The organism is Coleofasciculus sp. (genome assembly GCF_046565525.1).
GTDB lineage: Bacteria > Cyanobacteriota > Cyanobacteriia > Cyanobacteriales > Coleofasciculaceae > Coleofasciculus.
Genome location: NZ_JBKHUP010000059.1, coordinates 31,735 through 51,519 on the forward strand (window position 1 = coordinate 31,735; position 19,785 = coordinate 51,519).

General features: G+C 46.0%; 20 protein-coding genes. 9 read left to right on the forward strand and 11 right to left on the reverse strand.

Going from position 1 to position 19,785, the window contains the following annotated elements:
• Nucleotides 1-71 precede the first annotated feature (71 nt).
• On the forward strand, nucleotides 72-2,525 hold the full coding sequence (locus ACLGGO_RS20760; RefSeq protein ID WP_446420734.1) for a CHASE2 domain-containing protein: 2,454 nt from the start codon (nucleotides 72-74) through the stop codon (nucleotides 2,523-2,525).
• Between the two features lie 17 nt (nucleotides 2,526-2,542).
• Here ACLGGO_RS20760 and ACLGGO_RS20765 read toward each other — a convergent pair whose 3' ends face one another.
• On the reverse strand, nucleotides 2,543-3,520 hold the full coding sequence (locus ACLGGO_RS20765; protein ID WP_446420735.1) for a hypothetical protein: 978 nt from the start codon (nucleotides 3,518-3,520) through the stop codon (nucleotides 2,543-2,545).
• A gap of 565 nt (nucleotides 3,521-4,085) precedes the next feature.
• Here ACLGGO_RS20765 and ACLGGO_RS20770 point away from each other — a divergent pair.
• A complete protein-coding gene (locus ACLGGO_RS20770; protein ID WP_446420736.1) occupies nucleotides 4,086-5,576 on the forward strand; it encodes a TldD/PmbA family protein in 1,491 nt (496 codons plus the stop codon).
• Between the two features lie 799 nt (nucleotides 5,577-6,375).
• On the opposite strand, the gene ACLGGO_RS20775 is transcribed toward ACLGGO_RS20770, so the two are convergent.
• Both ACLGGO_RS20775 and ACLGGO_RS20780 read right to left on the reverse strand, forming a co-directional pair.
• Nucleotides 6,376-6,507: a hypothetical protein gene (locus tag ACLGGO_RS20775; protein WP_446420737.1), complete on the reverse strand. Its 132-nt coding sequence runs from the start codon at nucleotides 6,505-6,507 to the stop codon at nucleotides 6,376-6,378.
• A gap of 152 nt (nucleotides 6,508-6,659) precedes the next feature.
• The gene (locus tag ACLGGO_RS20780; RefSeq protein WP_446420738.1) at nucleotides 6,660-6,887 is read right to left on the reverse strand and encodes a hypothetical protein; all 228 of its coding nucleotides are present in this window, start codon (nucleotides 6,885-6,887) and stop codon (nucleotides 6,660-6,662) included.
• Between the two features lie 82 nt (nucleotides 6,888-6,969).
• Here ACLGGO_RS20780 and gltB point away from each other — a divergent pair, with 82 nt between their 5' ends.
• From gltB to ACLGGO_RS20815, 7 genes are all read left to right on the forward strand, one after another.
• The gene (gene gltB / locus ACLGGO_RS20785) at nucleotides 6,970-11,559 is read left to right on the forward strand and encodes a glutamate synthase large subunit (protein WP_446420739.1); all 4,590 of its coding nucleotides are present in this window, start codon (nucleotides 6,970-6,972) and stop codon (nucleotides 11,557-11,559) included.
• Nucleotides 11,560-11,784: 225 nt separating this feature from the next.
• The gene (locus ACLGGO_RS20790; RefSeq protein ID WP_044204696.1) at nucleotides 11,785-12,087 is read left to right on the forward strand and encodes a type II toxin-antitoxin system RelE family toxin; all 303 of its coding nucleotides are present in this window, start codon (nucleotides 11,785-11,787) and stop codon (nucleotides 12,085-12,087) included.
• On the forward strand, nucleotides 12,084-12,329 hold the full coding sequence (locus ACLGGO_RS20795) for a hypothetical protein (protein ID WP_006098702.1): 246 nt from the start codon (nucleotides 12,084-12,086) through the stop codon (nucleotides 12,327-12,329). The genes ACLGGO_RS20790 and ACLGGO_RS20795 overlap by 4 nt, the downstream gene beginning before the upstream one ends.
• A 45-nt stretch (nucleotides 12,330-12,374) precedes the next feature.
• Nucleotides 12,375-12,620: a DUF4926 domain-containing protein gene (locus tag ACLGGO_RS20800; protein ID WP_446420740.1), complete on the forward strand. Its 246-nt coding sequence runs from the start codon at nucleotides 12,375-12,377 to the stop codon at nucleotides 12,618-12,620.
• Nucleotides 12,617-13,537: a HipA-like protein gene (locus ACLGGO_RS20805; RefSeq protein WP_446420741.1), complete on the forward strand. Its 921-nt coding sequence runs from the start codon at nucleotides 12,617-12,619 to the stop codon at nucleotides 13,535-13,537. Before ACLGGO_RS20800 ends, ACLGGO_RS20805 begins: the two co-directional genes overlap by 4 nt.
• Nucleotides 13,534-14,316 carry an HIRAN domain-containing protein gene (locus tag ACLGGO_RS20810; RefSeq protein WP_446420742.1) on the forward strand — a complete coding sequence of 261 codons (783 nt, stop codon included), beginning with the start codon at nucleotides 13,534-13,536 and terminating at the stop codon, nucleotides 14,314-14,316. Before ACLGGO_RS20805 ends, ACLGGO_RS20810 begins: the two co-directional genes overlap by 4 nt.
• 381 nt (nucleotides 14,317-14,697) lie before the next feature.
• The gene (locus tag ACLGGO_RS20815; protein WP_446420743.1) at nucleotides 14,698-15,261 is read left to right on the forward strand and encodes a Uma2 family endonuclease; all 564 of its coding nucleotides are present in this window, start codon (nucleotides 14,698-14,700) and stop codon (nucleotides 15,259-15,261) included.
• Nucleotides 15,262-15,385: 124 nt separating this feature from the next.
• Here the strand turns inward: ACLGGO_RS20815 and ACLGGO_RS20820 are convergent, their stop codons facing one another.
• The 8 genes from ACLGGO_RS20820 to ACLGGO_RS20855 all read right to left on the reverse strand — a co-directional run bounded on the left by ACLGGO_RS20820 (nucleotide 15,386) and on the right by ACLGGO_RS20855 (nucleotide 19,674).
• On the reverse strand, nucleotides 15,386-16,021 hold the full coding sequence (locus ACLGGO_RS20820; RefSeq protein WP_446420744.1) for a GUN4 domain-containing protein: 636 nt from the start codon (nucleotides 16,019-16,021) through the stop codon (nucleotides 15,386-15,388).
• Complete coding sequence (locus ACLGGO_RS20825) at nucleotides 15,987-16,337, reverse strand: protein kinase domain-containing protein (protein ID WP_446420745.1); 351 nt, start codon at nucleotides 16,335-16,337, stop codon at nucleotides 15,987-15,989. The genes ACLGGO_RS20820 and ACLGGO_RS20825 overlap by 35 nt, the downstream gene beginning before the upstream one ends.
• A gap of 196 nt (nucleotides 16,338-16,533) precedes the next feature.
• Complete coding sequence (locus ACLGGO_RS20830) at nucleotides 16,534-16,872, reverse strand: element excision factor XisI family protein (protein ID WP_446420746.1); 339 nt, start codon at nucleotides 16,870-16,872, stop codon at nucleotides 16,534-16,536.
• The gene (locus ACLGGO_RS20835) at nucleotides 16,860-17,351 is read right to left on the reverse strand and encodes a protein kinase domain-containing protein (protein ID WP_446420747.1); all 492 of its coding nucleotides are present in this window, start codon (nucleotides 17,349-17,351) and stop codon (nucleotides 16,860-16,862) included. The genes ACLGGO_RS20830 and ACLGGO_RS20835 overlap by 13 nt, the downstream gene beginning before the upstream one ends.
• Nucleotides 17,352-17,604: 253 nt before the next feature.
• Nucleotides 17,605-17,913, reverse strand: coding sequence for a DUF5615 family PIN-like protein (locus ACLGGO_RS20840; protein ID WP_446420748.1), 309 nt, complete (start codon nucleotides 17,911-17,913; stop codon nucleotides 17,605-17,607).
• A gap of 53 nt (nucleotides 17,914-17,966) precedes the next feature.
• The gene (locus ACLGGO_RS20845) at nucleotides 17,967-18,317 is read right to left on the reverse strand and encodes a DUF433 domain-containing protein (RefSeq protein ID WP_446420749.1); all 351 of its coding nucleotides are present in this window, start codon (nucleotides 18,315-18,317) and stop codon (nucleotides 17,967-17,969) included.
• 360 nt (nucleotides 18,318-18,677) lie between these two features.
• Complete coding sequence (locus ACLGGO_RS20850) at nucleotides 18,678-19,028, reverse strand: hypothetical protein (protein WP_446420750.1); 351 nt, start codon at nucleotides 19,026-19,028, stop codon at nucleotides 18,678-18,680.
• The gene (locus ACLGGO_RS20855; protein WP_446420751.1) at nucleotides 18,994-19,674 is read right to left on the reverse strand and encodes a serine/threonine protein kinase; all 681 of its coding nucleotides are present in this window, start codon (nucleotides 19,672-19,674) and stop codon (nucleotides 18,994-18,996) included. Before ACLGGO_RS20855 ends, ACLGGO_RS20850 begins: the two co-directional genes overlap by 35 nt.
• Between the last annotated feature and the right edge of the window lie 111 nt (nucleotides 19,675-19,785).

Consider the following 19,785-nt stretch of genomic DNA (forward strand, 5'->3'; position numbering starts at 1 on the left):
TTGGGTAGTTGAAGGGCTCAGAGATAGAATCAATAGGCATCTTGATTGCAAATCGGCGCTTCCCATCGACTATGACTCCCAACCGTTTTGTGTTCTATCTCAAAGTGCAGCGCGTCGAACAGGCTTGTCTGTTTGAGTTGTCCTGGGGACGAGGACAACTAATTGGTGTCACCGTACCCTATCCAGAAACCCTAACCACGCTGTATCAGGAGTGGAGTACGGTTTATCTGAGTTTCTATAAGCAGGCGCTGCGAGGGCGGGTGTCTCAGATGGGTAACTTGAATACACCGCCAATTGATTGGCACGCTAAACTTGTCCAAGCTGAGGCGAAATTACTCTACGAGTTTCATCAATGGTTGCGGCGAGGGGAGTTGTTTGAACTTCGTTCTCGTATCGTTCAGGCGGTTCGAGATCAGGGGATGAAGGATATCCCGATTATCGAAATCTTTCTCACCTGTAATCCCCTAGAACTCGCCCGATTACCCTGGGAAGCCTGGGAAATTGGGACAGAGTTTGCCGCACCATCTCAAATTCATATCCTGCGTACACCCCTGACGATTCAAGGCACTACAGTGACTCCCAGGCGGCGGCGACGGGCGCGGGTTTTGGTGATTTGGGGAGATGATACCGGATTAGATTTTCAGGCGGATCAAGAGGCGGTGCGATCGCTTACCGGAATCGCTGAGATTGTTTTTGTCGGTTGGCAACCTGGACAGGATGGGAATGCATTAAAAACGGAAATTGTCAAACAAATTACTGATGAACGAGGCTGGGATATCTTATTTTTCACGGGTCATAGTAATGAAACCATTTTAACCGGTGGAGAGTTTGCGATCGCGCCGGGAGTTTCTCTGAATTTCAGTGAAATCGCTACCCCTGTGAAAATCGCCAAGGAACGAGGATTACAATTTGCCCTATTTAACTCCTGTAATGGACTTAGTTTAGCCAATTCCCTCATTGATTTAGGCTTAAGTCAGGTGGCGGTGATGCGAGAACCGATTCATAATCAAGTCGCCCAAGAATTCCTCGTCCAGTTTCTGCAACGGTTAGCCCAGTTTCATGATGTGCAAGAATCCCTGCGGGAGGCTTGTCAGTATCTCAAATTAGAAAAGCATCTCACCTATCCTAGCGCCTATTTAGTTCCCTCCCTCTTTCGCCATCCTGACGCCCCACCCTTTTGCCTAGAACCCAGGGGCTGGAAGCAACAGGTCAAGGGTTGGTTGCCAACTAAACTCGAAGCGATCGCACTTTTGGTTCTCATGTTTCTTAGTTTACGCCCTGGGGTGCAAGATTTTCTACTGGAACGGCGGGTTTGGATGCAGTCGGTTTATCGAAACATCACCGCACAGACTCCTACCGATAAATCCCCACCTGTTCTGTTAGTTCATATTGATCGCGATTCTCTCATCCACGCCAATATTGATGCGCGACGAATTAATCCCATTGACCGCACCTATTTAGCTCGCCTCATTGATCAGCTTACCGCATTAGATGCCAAAGTGATTGGGTTAGATTATCTCCTGGATAGTCCCACCGATGAAGATGATGTTCTCGCCCAATCCATTCAGCACGCCATCGACAAAAAACAAACTTGGTTGGTATTTGCGGCGGTAAAAACCGGAAACGAAGAACTAGGAATCATTGATAGTCTCGCCCACCCCAATTGGAGTTTAGAGGCTTATATTAATGCGCCCCTTTGGTACGCTAAACTTCTACCCGCCCATACCAGTTGTGCAGATAGTTGTTCCTTTGCCTATTTATTAGCCCTCGCCCGCGCCGCAAATCAAACACCTATCGATCCGAATTTACCGCAACCCCAGCGATTAAGCGAGACTGATTCATCGGCAATTTTTCGCACCCGATTGGTTTCCTATTTAGACCAAAATCCTGCACCCAATCCCCTCACTGCATTTTTGCATGAGTTGCGCCTTCCTTCCATTACGAACCCATCGCGAAATTTTCAACAACTTTGGTTATATCCAATTATTGATTTTTCCATTCCTCCCGATTATGCCTATCAAACTATCGCCGCTTGGGAGTTACTAGAAAATACCGATAACGCACCAACACCGGAACAATTAAAACAGCAAGTTGTCCTGATTGCGGCTGGCGGATATGACCAAGCGGGGGTAACTGATGGAGGAAGTGATAACTTTCCCATTCCCCTGGCTGTAGACTATTGGCGATCGCAAAATCCTCAACTCAATTATCCACCTTTATTTACAGGAGGTGAGGCACATGCCTATACTATGCACCATTTATTAAGTCAGAGGTTAGTAATTCCCATCCCAGATTTGTGGATGATTGGTATGGCGGCATTTTTGGGTAAAGGAATGGTATTAATTATTGGTGAACGCCGACAAATTAAGATATGGCATTGGTTGGTACTATTAACCAGTGCAACGGCTATTTATGGACTAATTGGATTACAGGTTTATATTTCCGCTGCCCTATTAGTTCCCTTATTTTTACCATCGGTTACAATAGGAATTTACGCACTATATATTGTGGCGAGACGATATTGAATTCTCTATTACCTAGATTAACGAGTAATAATCGTGTCTACTGTCCCCGCTTCTGAGCTAAAACTTAGCTCAACCTCTGGCACATTTTTATTGAAGGAGAAAGAACTCTTAAAGAACATTGTTTTTCCGGGATTAAGGGTAAAATCGTAGTCGGTAAGGGAGGTGAGACCAGCACCAAATCCATTTTCATACATATAGCCATAGGTTACTCCAATGCTGGATAAGCTTTGGTTACTTTGATTAGTAATACACCCGTAAACAAAATTTTCTTCATCAGTCGGTTCGCTGTAAAGCTGAAGATTAGAAACGACTAATCCTTCCGATTCGATAGGATCGACTTGAGGTTGACAATACTTGGCGGTGACAGCATCTGTTATCTTTTCATTAGCGACACTCAAATTTTGTTTATATTCAATAATTTTTGTTCTCGCCCGCGAATAATTTTTGCTACGATTGGGTACAGTTTCCAGGCTCTTAATGGCTAGCTCCCATTTATTTGCCACTTGTTGCCAGTCAGATAAGCCTTGTGCAGATTGAGCCGCTTGAGCCGCTTTCATCCCCAGTTGTAGGGATTCTTGAAAATAGTCCCGTTGTGCCTCTTTTAGGTTAGTTTCAATAATTGCTAAATTCCTTTGATAGGTGCTAATCTTCTTTTGTGCAATGGCAAAATTTGGGTGAGAATTCGGGACGGTTTTAAGAAGGCTAATTGCTTTTTCCCAGCGACTCGCCGCTAAATTCCAATCCTGCTCACCCACCGCTGACTGACCAATTATGGCTGCTCCCATGGCGTGATCAATGGCTTGAGTGTAAGCATCAATATTAGGTTGAGAGGAGGAAGGTTCAGGGGAAGTGGAAACAGGTATCACTTCTGGGGAGGGTTCAGCCGTAATTGGTGTCTCTGTCGCCACTGGTTCTTCTCCCTGAGAACAGCCCACGAGGACGACTAAGAGAGTAATTGATAAAATCGGGGAAACGGATTTCATTAAACGATTCATATCGATCTAACTCCTGAATAATTCCGTTCAAGATTCACACCAATTATCGGTAAAATGTATAAACTTATACGTTTAGTTTATCTTTTGCTGAATAAGGTGGCAATAGGATAAGTTAGGGACTGAATCGAAAAAAGTAGGGAAAAATCAGGAGATTACTGGGACTCAGCACCTAGACATCAATTTTTGTTCAGGTCGTTAAAAATTGTAAACACCCACGGGTTCCTTCTATGATGAGGCGGCGTATGATTTGTCGATTAACTATTATAATGAACCCCCTCCCCCACCCACTCTTTTTGACCAATGGTTAGAGCGTCAATTGATGTAATCACAGTTAGCGGTGCTAAAGATTAATTTTCGGGTACTTTCTTGAGTCAATGTAGGGGCGGGTTTAGCCCAGTTTAGCCGCTAAAACTCCCTGGTGATCAAAACGTGAACAACAAAACCCGCCCTAGCTGACGAATCGGTAAGGGCGATAGAAAAAACCTTATACTATCTTTAATAACCTTTGCTCAATCTGTAAAAGCCCCGAAGGAACACGTTCTGACACAATTATCACCAACTGACTATGGTACAAGCACTCACCCCAATCACCACAGCAACTGATCTGGCTCAACTAGCGATTGACTTAATTCGTCAAGCTGGCTGTGAATACGGCGATGTCCGATTTTGCACGTACCGCCATCAAAATCTTTTTGCCCGCGATCGCTCCCTGAGTCAACTCTGTGATAATGTTAGTGCTGGCTTTGGTGTGCGGGTGTTGCTCGATGGGGCGTGGGGCTTTGCAGCGAGCCCCTATAAAACGCCAGCAGAGGTGGAACGCCTGGTGACTTTAGCCGTGGAAATCGCTAAGGGGAGTCGCCTGTCTCAGCAGACACGGGTGCAACTTGTTCCTGTCGCCGCCTATCAGGATACCTACATTACCCCGATGGAAATTGACCCCTTTAGTATCCCGATTACTGAAAAAGCCGATTTACTGTTGCAGATTAATGATCAACTACTGAGTTATGGCGAACGGGGGATTAAAAAGGCGTATTCTTATTTACAATTTACTAAGGAAGATAAGACCTTTGCTTCCACTGAAGGTTCGCTGATTCAACAAACGCTGTATCGAACCTATCCTGGATTTGGCTGTAGTGCGATCGCGAATGGAGATGCTCAAAATCGCAGCTATGAACGCCCGCCGATGAATAAGGGATATGAGCATGTTATCCGAGCGGATTTACTTTCTCAAGTGGAACGAGTAGCGGAAGAAGCGATTGAAAAGGTTCACGCGCCAAAAAGTCCCTCTGGTATTCGCACCACGTTGATTCTGAAGCCGACAAACCTGTGGTTAACGATTCATGAATCCGTCGGACATCCCACGGAATTGGATCGAGTATACGGCTATGAAGCCAACTTTGCTGGCACCAGTTTCGCTACAACTGATAAATTAGGTAAACTCCAATATGCTGCACCCTGGGTTAATTTCAAAGCCGATCGCATCCAACCCGGTGGACGCAGTACCATGGGGTATGATGATGAGGGCGTACCTGCACAAGAGTGGTACGTTGTCAAGGATGGAATTTTAGTTGATTATTTGACTGATCGCGAAACCGCCTATCGATTAGGGCGAGGCAGTAGTAATGGTAGCGCCTTTGCCGACAGTTGGTCAAGTGTGCCGATGGTACGCATTCCCAATTTAGGCTTAGAACCGGGAGTTGAGGGGGGAAGTCATACGGCGACATTAGCCGAAATGATTGCCGATACCGAAGATGGTATTTTAATTGATGGCATTGGCAGTTTTTCTATTGATCAGCAACGGCGTAATTTCCAGTTTGGTGGCGATGCTTTTTGGAAGGTGGAAAAAGGGAAAGTAGTGGGAATGTTAAAGGATGTCACCTATCATTCTATGACCACAGACTTTTGGAACAGTGTAGACGCGATCGGATCTGCATCTGAATGGCAACAATGCGGGACGAATTTATGTGGTAAAGGTGAACCCATGCAAATTGCCCAAATGACTCATGCTTGTGTGCCGGTGCGGGTGCGAAATATCCACATCGGCGGCGCATCTTAATCCGTCTGTAGGGGCGGGTTTTACGACTATCTTTTCGGTTGCACCCAAATGCAACTAAACCCGCCCCAATCAAATTTTGAGGATAGCAAGAGGAGGCGATTGAAATCGCTGCTACACAAACAAAGTTCGCCTGCGCGGACTAGGGTTATAAGGGGGGTGGCTAACCCGGATTTGGTATAATTATTTTGGGCGATCGCGTAATCGTTTTCCTTCGCCTAAGTGCTCATCACTATTCAATTGCAGCAATTTTACCGTTGTCCTTCCTTCTGGTGTTAATCCATTAATAGTTCTGACTTTTCACGTTATGTGGCGCCTCTGTAGGGGCGGGTTTCACCACTATCTTTTCGGTTGCACCCAGATTTTACTAAACCCGCCCCGACGTTGCATGTAACGTCTCTACAACTTTTTGGTTGCACTCAGGTTTCTAGTGCAAGAAGGCAGAAATAACTGAACAGCTACTATCTCCCCCAGCTCCCTCAGCTTCCCCTGCTCCCCCAGCTTCATCGTATCTACGAAGCTGCTCAAGTATTTCCGCCGCGCTGCACTAGACTTCCCCTGAAAAGTTAGATTAATAGTTGTATCCTCACCCACAAAAGTAATTGGCTCGTTCTTCTTGTATAGAGTTTTCTATTAGAAATTAGGATACCAAAAAAAACGTAGAACAGTCAAGTATTCGGTGCGATCGCCGATCACAAAATGAGTAAATTTCAGTCATTTGATGCCGTTAATTTAACCGTTTAGCGGCGGTTTTAGATAATAGTACCTATGTAGGGGCGCAAGGCTTGCGCCCTTGATTCAATCAATTGGCGATCGCACTCCCGTTGAAAGAGTTTGAGCAGAGGGGTTCTCTTTCATTAATGGTTTCCATCCCCTTTCGGGGAAGTGTGTTTGTAAAGCCTACTTCCCCAATCCAACTCAGTAAGTCGGGCATTTATTACAACGGGTAAGTCGGTGAAAATAAACTCAACTCTATTAAGTTACAGAAAAAGTTCTCAAACCCTGACAAATGACATAAGGCTCTCCACCTTTAACGGTATTCAGTATCAAAGGATACTGTTTTTTTGAAGCATTTTCCCACAAAACTCAACCCTCAACTAAATTAAAGCCAAATTTCCCGAATGTTATCGTTTTGTTAAAGCTTGGCTTGTACTTCTGGTGGAGTTGGTTTATCGTAATCCAACAAGCTGGTGGTGTCGCGGCGGGGATACTCTCCGTTAAGGTAAAAGGCAGAAGGTAGAATAAAGGAATGCTTGTAAAGTAAGCTGTTGCACCTTTTTCCACAGGATACTGATTTCCGCTACGTTCCACCAAACAGCTTCCCAGCCTCTACACTGAAAAATGGGCGCAAGCCTTGCGCCCCTACAACCCTCGTCATTTTTGGGTCATTTTTAAGATGAAAAGCAACCAACTGCCAAAAAAACAAGGCTTATACGATCCACAGTTTGAACACGACGCCTGTGGTGTCGGATTCGTCGTGCAGATGAAGGGGAATAAGTCCCACGATATCGTGGAACAAGGACTAACCATTCTGGCAAACCTGGAACATCGCGGCGCGTGCGGTTGTGAAGCCAACACCGGAGATGGCGCAGGGATTTTAATCCAAATCCCGGATCAGTTTATGCGGAAAGTCGCCGCCGCCCTTGACATTACCCTACCAGAAGCGGGTCAATATGGGGTGGGGGCGATTTTTACCTCCCCTGATCCGATGATTCGCCAGCAGAGTCGGCAGATTTTTGAGAAAATCGCCTCTGAAGAAGGTCAAACGGTTCTGGGTTGGCGGGATGTCCCCATCGATGACTCACCCCTAGGGAGTATCGCCAAACTGGGTGAACCGTTTATGCAACAGGTTTTCATCCAGCGTTCCCCCAACCTGGCTGATGATCTATCCTTTGAACGGAAACTCTATGTGATCCTGAAACGGACGGAAACAGAAATTCGTAACTCAGAGGTTGACCCCTGCTGGTATGTCGCTAGCCTCTCCTGTCGTACCCTAGTGTACAAAGGAATGCTCACACCGATACAGGTGGGACAATATTATCCCGAACTCCATGATCCCGATCTTAAAAGCGCCTTAGCCTTGGTGCATTCCCGGTTTAGCACCAATACCTTCCCCAGTTGGGAACGCGCCCATCCCTATCGCTATATCGCCCATAATGGGGAAATTAATACCTTACGGGGTAATACTAACTGGATGCACGCCCGACAGTCTCTGTTTAAGTCCAACCTGTTTGGCGATGACTTAGACAAAGTTCAGCCGGTTATTGATTTAGAGGGAAGTGACTCGGCGATATTCGACAACGCCCTAGAAATGTTAGTCCTTTCCGGGCGTTCATTACCCCATGCGGTAATGATGATGATCCCAGAACCTTGGACGAATCATGAATCCATGAGTCAGGAGAAAAAGGCATTCTACAAATATCACTCCTGTATGATGGAACCCTGGGATGGTCCAGCTTCCATCGCCTTTACTGATGGTACGACGATTGGGGCAGTTCTGGATCGCAACGGATTGCGTCCATCGCGCTATTATGTGACGAAGGATGATCGGGTCATTATGGCATCCGAAGCCGGTGTCTTACCTGTAGAACCCGAAGACGTGGCGTTTAAAGGGCGCTTGCAACCAGGGCGGATGTTCTTGGTAAATATGGAAGAGGGGCGGATTATTGCTGATGAGGAACTCAAACAGGCAATTATTACCGAACATCCCTACCAAGACTGGATTGACGAATACATGCTCGAACTGGCACAGTTAAAAGACGCGCCAGAGGTAGCCCAACCCGAACCCGACACCCTGATTCAGCGGCAAATGGCGTTCGGCTACACCTTCGAGGAACTGCGGATGCTGATGGCGCCGATGGCACAGAATGGGGTGGAAGCTGTGGGTTCCATGGGTTCGGATACCCCGTTGGCGGTGCTATCTGACCGACCGAAATTACTGTACGATTATTTCCAGCAACTGTTTGCCCAGGTAACTAATCCCCCCATCGATTCAATTCGGGAAGAAATTATCACCTCGGCGGAAACTACGATTGGTTCAGAACGCAATTTACTCGAACCCGAACCCAAAAGTTGTCATTTAATTGAACTGAAAACGCCGATTCTGAGTAATGAGGAATTGGCGAAACTCAAATATGTGTCCGCCGGGGAGTTTAAATCTGTTACCCTTCCGATTCTATTTGACCCGAAAGCTGGGGTGAAGGGATTAGAAACGGCGATGGATGAGATTTTCGCCAAAGCAGATAGCGCGATCGCACAAGGGACGACTATAATTATCCTTAGCGATCGCGGCATTGACAAAGACCATGCACCAATCCCCGCATTACTGGCGGTTGCAGGTTTACATCACCACTTAATCCGCAAAAAAACTCGCACCAAAGTAGGGTTAGTCTTAGAATCGGGAGAACCCCGCGAAGTTCATCATCACGCGGTTCTCGTCGGTTATGGTTGCGGCGCGATTAATCCCTATCTGATGTTTGAAACCATTGACGATATGATTCGCCAGGGCTTGCTGGAAAATATTGATAGCAAGACGGCGTACAAAAACTATATCAAAGCCGCCACTAAGGGTGTGATTAAAGTCGCCTCCAAGATTGGGATTTCCACCATCCAAAGTTATCGCGGTGCCCAAATCTTTGAAACCATTGGACTCAAACAAGCCCTCGTTGATCAATACTTTACCTGGACAGCAACTCGGATTGAAGGGGCGGATTTGGACGTAATTGCCCAAGAAGCCATTATACGTCATCGCCACGCCTTCCCAGACCGAGAAGTGAATGGTCATACCCTGGATGCAGGGGGCGAATATCAGTGGCGTAAAGACGGTGAAGCACACCTATTTAGTCCCCAAACTATCCACGCCCTACAAAATGCCGTGCGTCAAGGGAGTTATGACCTGTATAAAGAATACGCTGCCCTAATTAACGAACAGAGCCAGAAACATTTTACCCTACGCGGACTCCTGCAATTCAAGAAACGCGACCCGATTCCTTTAGAGGAAGTGGAACCCGTGGAGGCGATTACTCGGCGGTTTAAAACGGGGGCGATGAGTTACGGTTCCATTTCCAAAGAAGCACATGAATCCCTAGCCATAGCCATGAACCGGATTGGCGGTAAATCCAATACCGGGGAAGGGGGAGAAGATCCCGAACGCTATACCTGGACAAATGAACGGGGGGATTCTAAGAATAGCGGGATTAAACAAGTCGCATCGGGGCGGTTTGGCGTCAACAGTTTGTATCTGTCTCAAGCCAAGGAACTGCAAATTAAGATGGCGCAAGGGGCGAAGCCGGGAGAAGGGGGACAGTTACCGGGGCGGAAGGTTTATCCTTGGATTGCTAAGGTACGCAACTCTACCCCCGGTGTGGGGTTAATTTCGCCACCGCCGCACCACGATATCTACTCGATTGAAGACTTAGCCGAGTTAATTCATGACCTGAAAAATGCCAACCGCAACGCCCGGATTAATGTGAAACTGGTGTCTGAGGTGGGTGTGGGAACGATCGCGGCGGGGGTTGCCAAAGCCCATGCTGATGTGGTACTAATTTCTGGATTTGATGGGGGAACCGGTGCATCGCCGCAAACCTCGATTAAACACGCGGGATTACCTTGGGAATTGGGGGTAGCGGAGACGCATCAAACTCTGGTATTAAATAATCTGCGATCGCGGATTGTCGTGGAAACCGATGGTCAAATGAAGACTGGGCGCGATGTGGCAATTGCGGCGCTATTGGGGGCAGAGGAATTTGGCTTCTCTACTGCACCTCTAGTGTCCCTGGGCTGCATTATGATGCGGGTTTGTCAAAAAAACACCTGTCCGGCGGGAATTGCCACTCAAGACCCCCAGTTACGCGAGAGTTTCATTGGCAATCCGGATCATACGGTAAACTTCATGACCTTTGTCGCCCAAGAAGTGCGGGAAATCATGGCGCAACTGGGATTCCGCACGCTGAATGAAATGGTAGGGCGTGTGGATGTCTTGGAAGCGAAGCCAGCGGTGGATCATTGGAAGGCGAAGGGATTGGATTTATCCCAGATTCTCTATCAACCGGATGTGGGACCCGAAATTGGGCGTTACTGTCAGATTCCCCAGGATCATGGGTTGGATAAGTCCCTGGATATGAGGGTTCTGCTAGATTTATGTAAAGGCGCGATCGCGAAAGGTGAAAAGGTAACGGCTACCCTACCGATTCAGAATATCAATCGGGCGGTTGGCACAATTTTAGGCAATGAAATCACCAAGCGCCATTGGCAAGGTTTACCAGAGGATACCATCCATCTGCATTTCCAAGGGAGTGCGGGTCAAAGCTTTGGTGCCTTTGTTCCTAAGGGAGTCACCTTAGAACTAGAAGGAGATGCTAATGATTACTTTGGTAAAGGGTTATCCGGTGGTAAATTAATCCTCTATCCTCCCGCCCGTTCCACCTTTGTTCCCCGTGAGAATATCATTATCGGTAATGTCGCCCTCTATGGCGCAACCTCTGGTGAAGTTTATATTCGGGGAATGGCTGGTGAACGGTTCTGTGTTCGCAACTCAGGGGTTAATGCGGTGGTGGAAGCCGTGGGTGATCATGGGTGCGAATATATGACGGGGGGTAAAGTTGTGGTTCTCGGTTCAACCGGGCGCAATTTTGCCGCTGGAATGAGTGGCGGTGTCGCCTATGTGTTGGATGAGAAGGGTGATTTTGCCACCCGTTGCAATACCCAGATGTCCGACTTGGAGAAACTGGAAGACGCAGGGGAGATTGAGATCATCCACCAAATGATTGCCAAACACGTCGAGTACACCAAGAGTCAACTGGGGTTAACTATTTTGGCGAATTGGACAGAAATGGTGCCGAAGTTTGTCAAGGTGATCCCGAAGGATTACAAACGGGTATTGGCTTGCTTGAATAAAGCCGAGGAAGCCGGATTAAGTGGCGATGATGCGCTGACGGCTGCGTTTGAAGAAAACGCCCACGATTTAGCCCGGATTGGCGGTAGCTAGTGCTTACCGTAGGGTGCGTTAGCGAAGCGTAACGCACCATTTCTCAAGGGTTTGATCACAGCGAAGCGTAACGCACCATTTCCCAAGGGTTTGATCACAGCGAAGCGTAACGCACCATTTCCCAAGGATTTGATCACAGGGCGACCCGAGTCAATTGAATGGACACCATTTTTCATTGATGCAGGCGGGTCGCCCCTACAGCCATAAACGGTTCTTTTCCATGCAATGAAATTCGAGATTAACTTTACTCCTATAGCTGCCAATCATATACGCGCCTATAGAAAATTTGCCCAAAAAACTATTCTTGATTCTATCGAAGCACAGCTATCCAATGAACCCACACTAGAAACTAGAAACAGAAAACGACTGGGAGAAAATGAACTATCCGATTGGGAACTGCGAGTGGATAACTATCGGGTTTTCTATGATGTAGTTATAGAAGACGATTCCTGTATCGTTCAGATCAAGGCTGTGGGACACAAAGAACACAATACACTTTACATTGGTGGTAAAGAGGTTCAGATATGAAAATTATCAACGTAGAAAGTGGACAACTTACGCTAGATGAGGTCATGACGCTGGCACAAGGAGAAGCTATCGTTTTACGCAAGCCCGACGGCGCACTGTTTGCCCTCGCCCCCGTCGATGAGTTTGCGGTGGAAGTGGAACTACTGAAACATAATACTGAATTTATGGCATTTTTAAGAGAACTATCTCAGGAAAAAGCAACCATTTCACTGCAATCATTGCGAGAAGAATTGGGGTTATAACGATTGCTATTTGAACGGCGACTAGAGCCATGAATAGAGGATACCATGGATTACGAACTTTATTCAGACGTTATCTTGCTTGGCGATAGTCCTGAAGCTGGGCTTTATGCAGGTGATATCGGTACAGTTGTCGAAAAACATAACGTTGCTGAATTAGAAACGGGTTATAGTGTTGAATTTTTTGATATGTTAGGCAACACCGTAGCCGTTATGACTCTACCTGCAAGTTCCCTCCGTTCACCAACTCATGCAGACCGACCAACGGTTAGAGACTGTATCTCTGATTTATGACCGATGAATTCCCAATCTTACTGGTTACGCAAGAAGCGTATGAAGCCTCCTCAAATGAAACGTTAGGGAGTAAATATAAGTTTTGGTTCTACCACGAAGAACTTGGTCGTTATCTTTATAAGCAAAGCCGACCTAACCTGGGGGAAGATTGGGCAGAAAAAGTCGCCTCAGAATTATGTAAACTCTTGGGACTTCCCCATGCGGTTTACGAATTGGCTTCCACTTGGAAAGGCGATCGCGGTGTCGTTTCACCTAACTTTTTACCGAAATCGGGGACGCTGGTTCATGGTAACGAACTGCTTTCCTCAATTGTGCCGAACTATCCGGCGTTTGGGACGTATGGTATATCACAACATACAATAGATAGAGTATTGAGGGTGATTGCCGGGGAATCTGTCCATTTACCGATTGATTGGACACCGCCCTCTGGTATCCAAACAGCAGTAGATGTGTTTGTTGGTTATCTGCTGCTAGATGCGTGGATTGGCAATGGCGATCGTCACCATGAAAACTGGGGAATTGCTCGCATGAAAACAGCATCAGCGTCCGCTGAAACTGAACACCTAGCACCAACCTATGACCATGCTTCCAGTTTAGGACGCGATCTCTCTGACGAGCAAAGGCAGAAACGCTCAGTTCAGGCTTATGCCAATAAATGTTTTTCGGCGTTTTATGGCAGTGTTGATGATAGAAAAACGCTTAAAACCTTTGATGTATTCTCACTCGTGGCTCATCGCTATCCCCAAGCGGCTTCTGTGTGGTTGGCGCGGCTGGAAACGATCCAAAAGGCTAATACTTTAGCCATCTTTAATCGCATTAACCGATCGCGCATTTCTCCCGAAGCCATCAACTTTGCTCAGGAGATTCTGGACATCAATAAACATCGGCTACTTACCTTGAGGAAAACACGACCTTGAAAACACCAAAAACACTATTTTTAGCTTGGCAAGATCCGATTAGTCGCTATTGGTTCTCGATTGGTCGGTTAACCTTTGATGGAAGAGTTTATCAATTTGTTTATACTCAAGGGGTAAAAGAGGCGGAAGCCAAATGTGCTTTTCAGCCATTATCTTCGTTTCCGTACTTAGATGAAGTTTATACATCAACTCAATTATTCCCCGTTTTTGCGAATCGGTTAATGTCGCGATCGCGTCCAGATTATTCTAGTTTTATGGAATGGTTAAATATTCCTAACCATGAAAATGACCCCATGACAATTTTAGCCCGCAGTGGTGGGGAACGAGAAACGGATACACTTGCTGTTTTTCCTTATCCGGAAGTTAATACACAAGGACAGTATCATTTATACTTTTTCTCCCATGGGCTGCGACATTTGCCAAGCTGTGCCATTGAGCGGATTAATCAGTTTGAATCGGGTAAAAAATTATGGTTAGCTCACGAATTTCAAAATCCTTACGATGCTCAAGCTTTAATTTTAACCACAGAAGACCACTACATTGTCGGCTATTGTCCGCGATATTTGCTGGCAGAAATGTTTGAGTTAATTCGACACAAGTTAAACCTAGAGGTACAGGTAGAACGTGTGAATAAACCTCCAAAACCACTTCAGTTTCGGTTATTGTGTAAAATGACTGTTCAGGCGAGCCATGATTATCGTCCCTTCTCCAGTCTTCACTATCAACCCCTGATAGCAGGATTTGCGCGATCGCGTCCTCATTCTCAGCTAAACTGTTAGATAGGTTAACCATTTTTATAGGTAATAACAAGGGTTGATATGTCGTTATTTCAAGATTTAAAGAGAGCCTTGAAATAAATTTCAGGCTCAAAGCTAAAGTAAGCTAAAGCTTACTGAATTATTGTATCAGGTTATTAACCCGTTTTAACGGGTTTTAGCTCTTAGCCCGTAGACGCGGAGCGGCTTCTCTTCGAGTATTTTAATTCAGGGCTGACTATCAACCCCTGATGGCAGAATTTGCGCGATCGCGTCCTCATTCTCAGCTAAACTGTTAGATGGGTTAATCATTTTGCCTGATACCCAATCAAGATTAATCTATCGTGATTTGGGCAAGACTGATCCAATAATTTTATTATTGTAACCTATTGGAGATTTCCCTAAATGTTACAAACACCATCCCCAACGCTTACCCTAGCCGAATTTCTCCAACAACCCGAAACCCAACCCGCCAGGGAATATATTGATGGCAAAATTGTACAGAAGCCAATGCCCAAAACTCGCCACTCTCGACTTCAGAGTAAGTTAATTCAATCGATTAATAATATTAGCGAAGCCGAACAACTTGCTTATGCGTTTCCTGAATTGCGTTGTACCTTTGGCGGACGGTCAATTGTTGCCGATATAGCGGTTCTACGGTGGGAACATATTCAGTTTGATGAACAGGGCGAACCCCTTGATGATGTGGTCATCCCGCCAGATTGGATGATTGAAATTCTCTCACCCAACCAAAGTTCTAATCAGGTTACAGGTAATATTCTGCACGCGCTCCAATATGGGTGTCAATTGGGATGGCTACTTGACCCAGATGACCGTTCAATTTTAGTGTTTCTGCCTCAACAACAACCGGAGTTACGGAATAATCGTGATGCGTTAATTGGGTTAGAAGGCATTCCATTAACGTTAACTGTTGAGCAAGTCTTTGGTTGGCTAAAAATGAAAAAATAACATTTTTATGAGTGTTTTATTGGGAAGGTGGGGCGGTGTCAGGTATGGTCAACGTAGAACCCGCAAGGCTTCGAGAACTTTGCCTCTGTTGTAAATCGTTACAATCGCCTGAAACTTTTATATGTTACATTTCATAAGTCTCGATGCGAGAGAAGAAGTACAAAAAATATCTCCTCCTCCCTCCACCCACCCAACAATCCCCAAACCCCACATTAGGGAGATGCCCCAGGGGGGCTTTAGGGCTAAAGGTAAGCTCCTGGTAACTCAACCATTCTCCATTTTTACGACGCCATCCCAGCATATCGCCCAACTTTTCAAAGATGTCATAATCTATCTCAACACCTGGTTGACCCCCTACACTTTGCCAAATTCGCTTTTGCACAGAAAAACCAAAGCGTCCATTGCTGTATTTTACCCAGAGACGGTCAATCGTTCGTAGGTCGGTACAAGGAAATATTTCTATATCTTCCCTATAAACATCCCACCATTCTGTTTTCCCGATAACAGCCAGCATTTTATTTGCTGTTTCTTGATCGGCTTTTTCCCACTCTCCGGCGGCTAATAAATCTCGCAGTCGGCGGTAATCGATGCCACATTCTGAACTCAAGTCATCAGTTGAATTCTGGGGAACCAGTAGCTGTAACCATTCCGACACCGATTGAGGGCGATTTTCCGGTTGCAGTTCCATCCCTGTGAGAATGGCTTGATTCACCCGATCACTCACGTTAGAATTTGGCAATACAGGGAAGTGATTGTTCATGGAAGACATTTTCAATCTGGACAATATGGGGGTGTCTACACACGGCTAATCGGGTAGCTTCCCTCTCAAAATCTCGCTGGTATTTATCGCGAAAATCGATATAGTCTGGATTCTCCATCACCTCGTCTTTCAGGGTTTTGATGACGAGGGGTTTGCCTTTTCTGTCTTTTGCCAGGTAGGTGATACCAAAGCCACCTTGACCGAGTTGTCGTTCAATGACGTAGCGATGACCGTGTAATTGCTGTCCCTTAACCCAGACCATTGATGATTTTTGCGATAATCCTGTCTTGATTGTGCCACAATCGGTAGATGGCATCAGGGTGAAACGAGATTTAAGACAGAAGAGGGCGGGTTTAGTCCAGTTATCGGTTGAGGCTGAAACGTTATCGGTAAAACCCGCCCCTACAACCGGAATTATTGTCAGGTGTGGTATGTGTTGCTGGGTGAACCTGTTGTTATGTTGGCGTAGTCACAGGTGTGGGTTTTGGCTGTCGTGCAGTTTGGTTGCACAATTAACTAACGGCAAAATCGGTAAACTGCCGCATATAAGGACTATGAAATCCTAATACGATATCCTCCCGATTTACGCCTAATTCCATCAAGTCATCGGCTAGATGTGCCTCAGTATTATTAACCTGTATCCATACCTTACCATCCGGCTTAATATCGATATGTATTGAGCAACTGTGGATTCGTCTCTCGTTGTGCCAACCCACACTCACCACTTGGTAATGGTTGCGTTCAGTGTCAAAAATTGTCTGTACTTCAACCTGTACGTTTATCGGTTTATAGCTGCCATATTTGGTTAAGACTTGCTGGACAGCTTGACGATATCGTTCTAGTTTATCCATTGCACAATTGTCTCCAAAACTGGGTTATAGACAATGATTTTAATTTGATTCGTTTGTACGACTAATGCTTCGGCTTCCGATAAAGGATTACGATTTCTCACCCGCCGCCATAAGTCTTCCCCCTGGATATATTCCATGGCAATACAGGGAAGTGATTGTTCATGGAAGACATTTTCAATCTGGACAATATGGGGGTGTCTACATACAGCTAATCGGGTAGCTTCCCTCTCAAAATCTCGCTCGTATTTATCGCGAAAATCGATAAAATCGGGATTTGTCATCACCTCGTCTTTCAGGGTTTTGATGACGAGGGGGTTGCCTTTTCTGTCTTTTGCCAGGTAGGTGATACCAAAGCCACCTTGACCGAGTTGTCGTTCAATGACGTAGCGATGACCGTGTAATTTCTGTCCCTTAACCCAGACCATTGATGATTTTTGCGATAATCCTGTCTTGATTGTGCCACAATCGGTGGATGGCATCAGGGTGAAACGAGATTGAAGACAGAAGAGGGCGGGTTTAGTCCAGTTATCGGTTGAGGCTGAAACGTTATCGGTAAAACCCGCCCCTACAACTGGAATTAAGGACTATAGCGTTTCTCATAAGATGAGGTGCAGGGGTGAGGGCGCAAGGATGGTGCCCCTACATTCGCTCCCACATTTGGGTGTACCTCACGCACTTGGGAACTGCTATATTAAGGGCTATGAAATCTTAAATCGTTCGTTCCTGCTCTTTTTATTCACTCAACGGCAAGTATTCAATTCTGTCTTGATATTCCCCAACAAAGGAAGCTTCAGCAATGAAAATTAGCTCGGTAAGGGTTTCACCAATATTCTGAGATAGATCGATAACAAAGATGCCCGGTATGTGATGTCCTTCGGCAAGATGATCTGCTAAGTGTTTGGGCATAGATTTCCGATTATTGGTCACTAAGATAAAATTATTCGTCTCACACCAGATTAAAATTTCAGGATCGAGAGTTCCTTTTGCCGGAGCATCTGGATCTCCAATTCTTCTAACAATAAGATAAGGAGCTTTACGCATCAGTTGAGTTCGGTACAACGAGGCAATATGCTCATCCAACAAATATTGAATCATTATAAACGGTTCACAGATTCAGAATATTTTTGCTGAACTTCTGCCTCTGCTTTCAATTGGCGAAATCTCTGTCGTGCCGGAGAAGGATTCTGTTTTTGCTCGTCTCGCTGTTGACGGCAAAACGCTAACCAATCTGCCAAGTAAGCACTCACTTCTTCGGTGTTGTGTAGATAGTAAAGAATCGTCGCATAAACCTGTTCTAGGGTAATGGTTTCAAATTGTTGGGCGATTTCTTCAGGGGTTTTAGCTCGGTAAATATACTCGTAAAGAACGCTTTCAATCCCGATGCGACTGTCCTGAATGCGGATATCATCAGGAGCAAGAAAGTTGAAGTAGTCTCGAATTTGCATAGCCAGTTGCTTTTACTATTACGGGGAATTATTTTCTGGGAAATTATTCAGTCAGATACTCCCCGTCCAATTTTACCTCATTTGTGGTTGAACAGCACACTCTAAAATTGTTGCCTGTTACCTATTGCCTGTTGACTTTCCAACGCCGGGGAGAGGGGATCAAGATAAGATATAGCCAGCTACATTTTTTATTATTAATTCTTCCGGTTTCCCTTCTCCCATGTCAGGGAAAGCACGCAATATTTTAGCTAACCGGATGAGTTGGGTTACTCTCCGAGAAGGCTCCGCCTACGTTCCTCAACCCAACTACTTGCGTTGACATTCACCCGTTTGAGTTCCCTCTCCTTGGCAAGGGGAGGGTTAGGGAGGGGTCAGATCAAGGGAACGTGTTTCTGGCTGAATCTGTTGTGATGTTGGCGTCATTTCAGGTGTAGGTTCTGGCGGTGGTGCTGATGGAGGCTTGAGGGCTAAAAACCCAGCAATCATACTCAAAACCCCAGCAATTGTGCCAATAATCGTTAACCACATCATCAAATCCCAATTGCGCCAAGGTTGGGGAATTTGAGCCGCAACCCCCAATAAATCTAACCATTCCTGCATCGTTTGAGGGCGTTCTTCGGGAGCTAACGCCATCCCTCGGAGAATCGCCTGATTCGTGCGATCGCTCATTTGGGGATTATTTAGCCCTTGCCAAACTGCGATCGCGGACACTGGGCGGTTTTTCTCCGGTTAATAATTGATACAATGTTGCGGCTAAGGAATACACATCAGTATAAGCGCCGCGTTCGGCATCAACATGATATAACTCTAGGGGTGTAAATCCATCGGCGGTTGTTGGATTAATCGTCGTCAACGGGTTATCAAATCCCACGGCTAACCCAAAATCAATTAACACCGCTTCCCGCTTCCCCTGACGCATGATAATATTGTCAGGTCTAACATCCCGATGCACCAAGTTATTCTCATGCACCACCATCAAAGCTGAACCAATCTGGCGAATATAGTGTAAGGCTTCTTTTTCTGTCCAAACTCGGTTAGAACTGGCTAAATCTTGCCCCTGAATATACTCCATGACAAGACAAACTTGATCACCCTGTTTAAACGAATCCTTAACCCGGACAATATGAGGGTGTTTGCACTGCGCCAACTTCACCGCCTCTTGCCACAACTTATCCTGAAGTCGATTAAGTTCTGCTGGAGTAAGCTGATTGAGTAACGTATCACTCAGGGTTTTCACCACACAGCGTTGGGACGTGCGATCGCGTGCTAAGTAGGTTATCCCAAACCGTCCTGATCCTAACTCTTTCTCAATCGTATATTTGCCACGTTGCAACTGCTGTCCCGCCGACCAAGCCATTGCCGATTATCTCAAATACTGCCTTGATTGTGGCTTGACACTCCCACGGCTCAAAGCGCGTGGGATTCTGTATTCAACGTCAAAACTTGCTCTACCAGGCTTGCGCCAAGT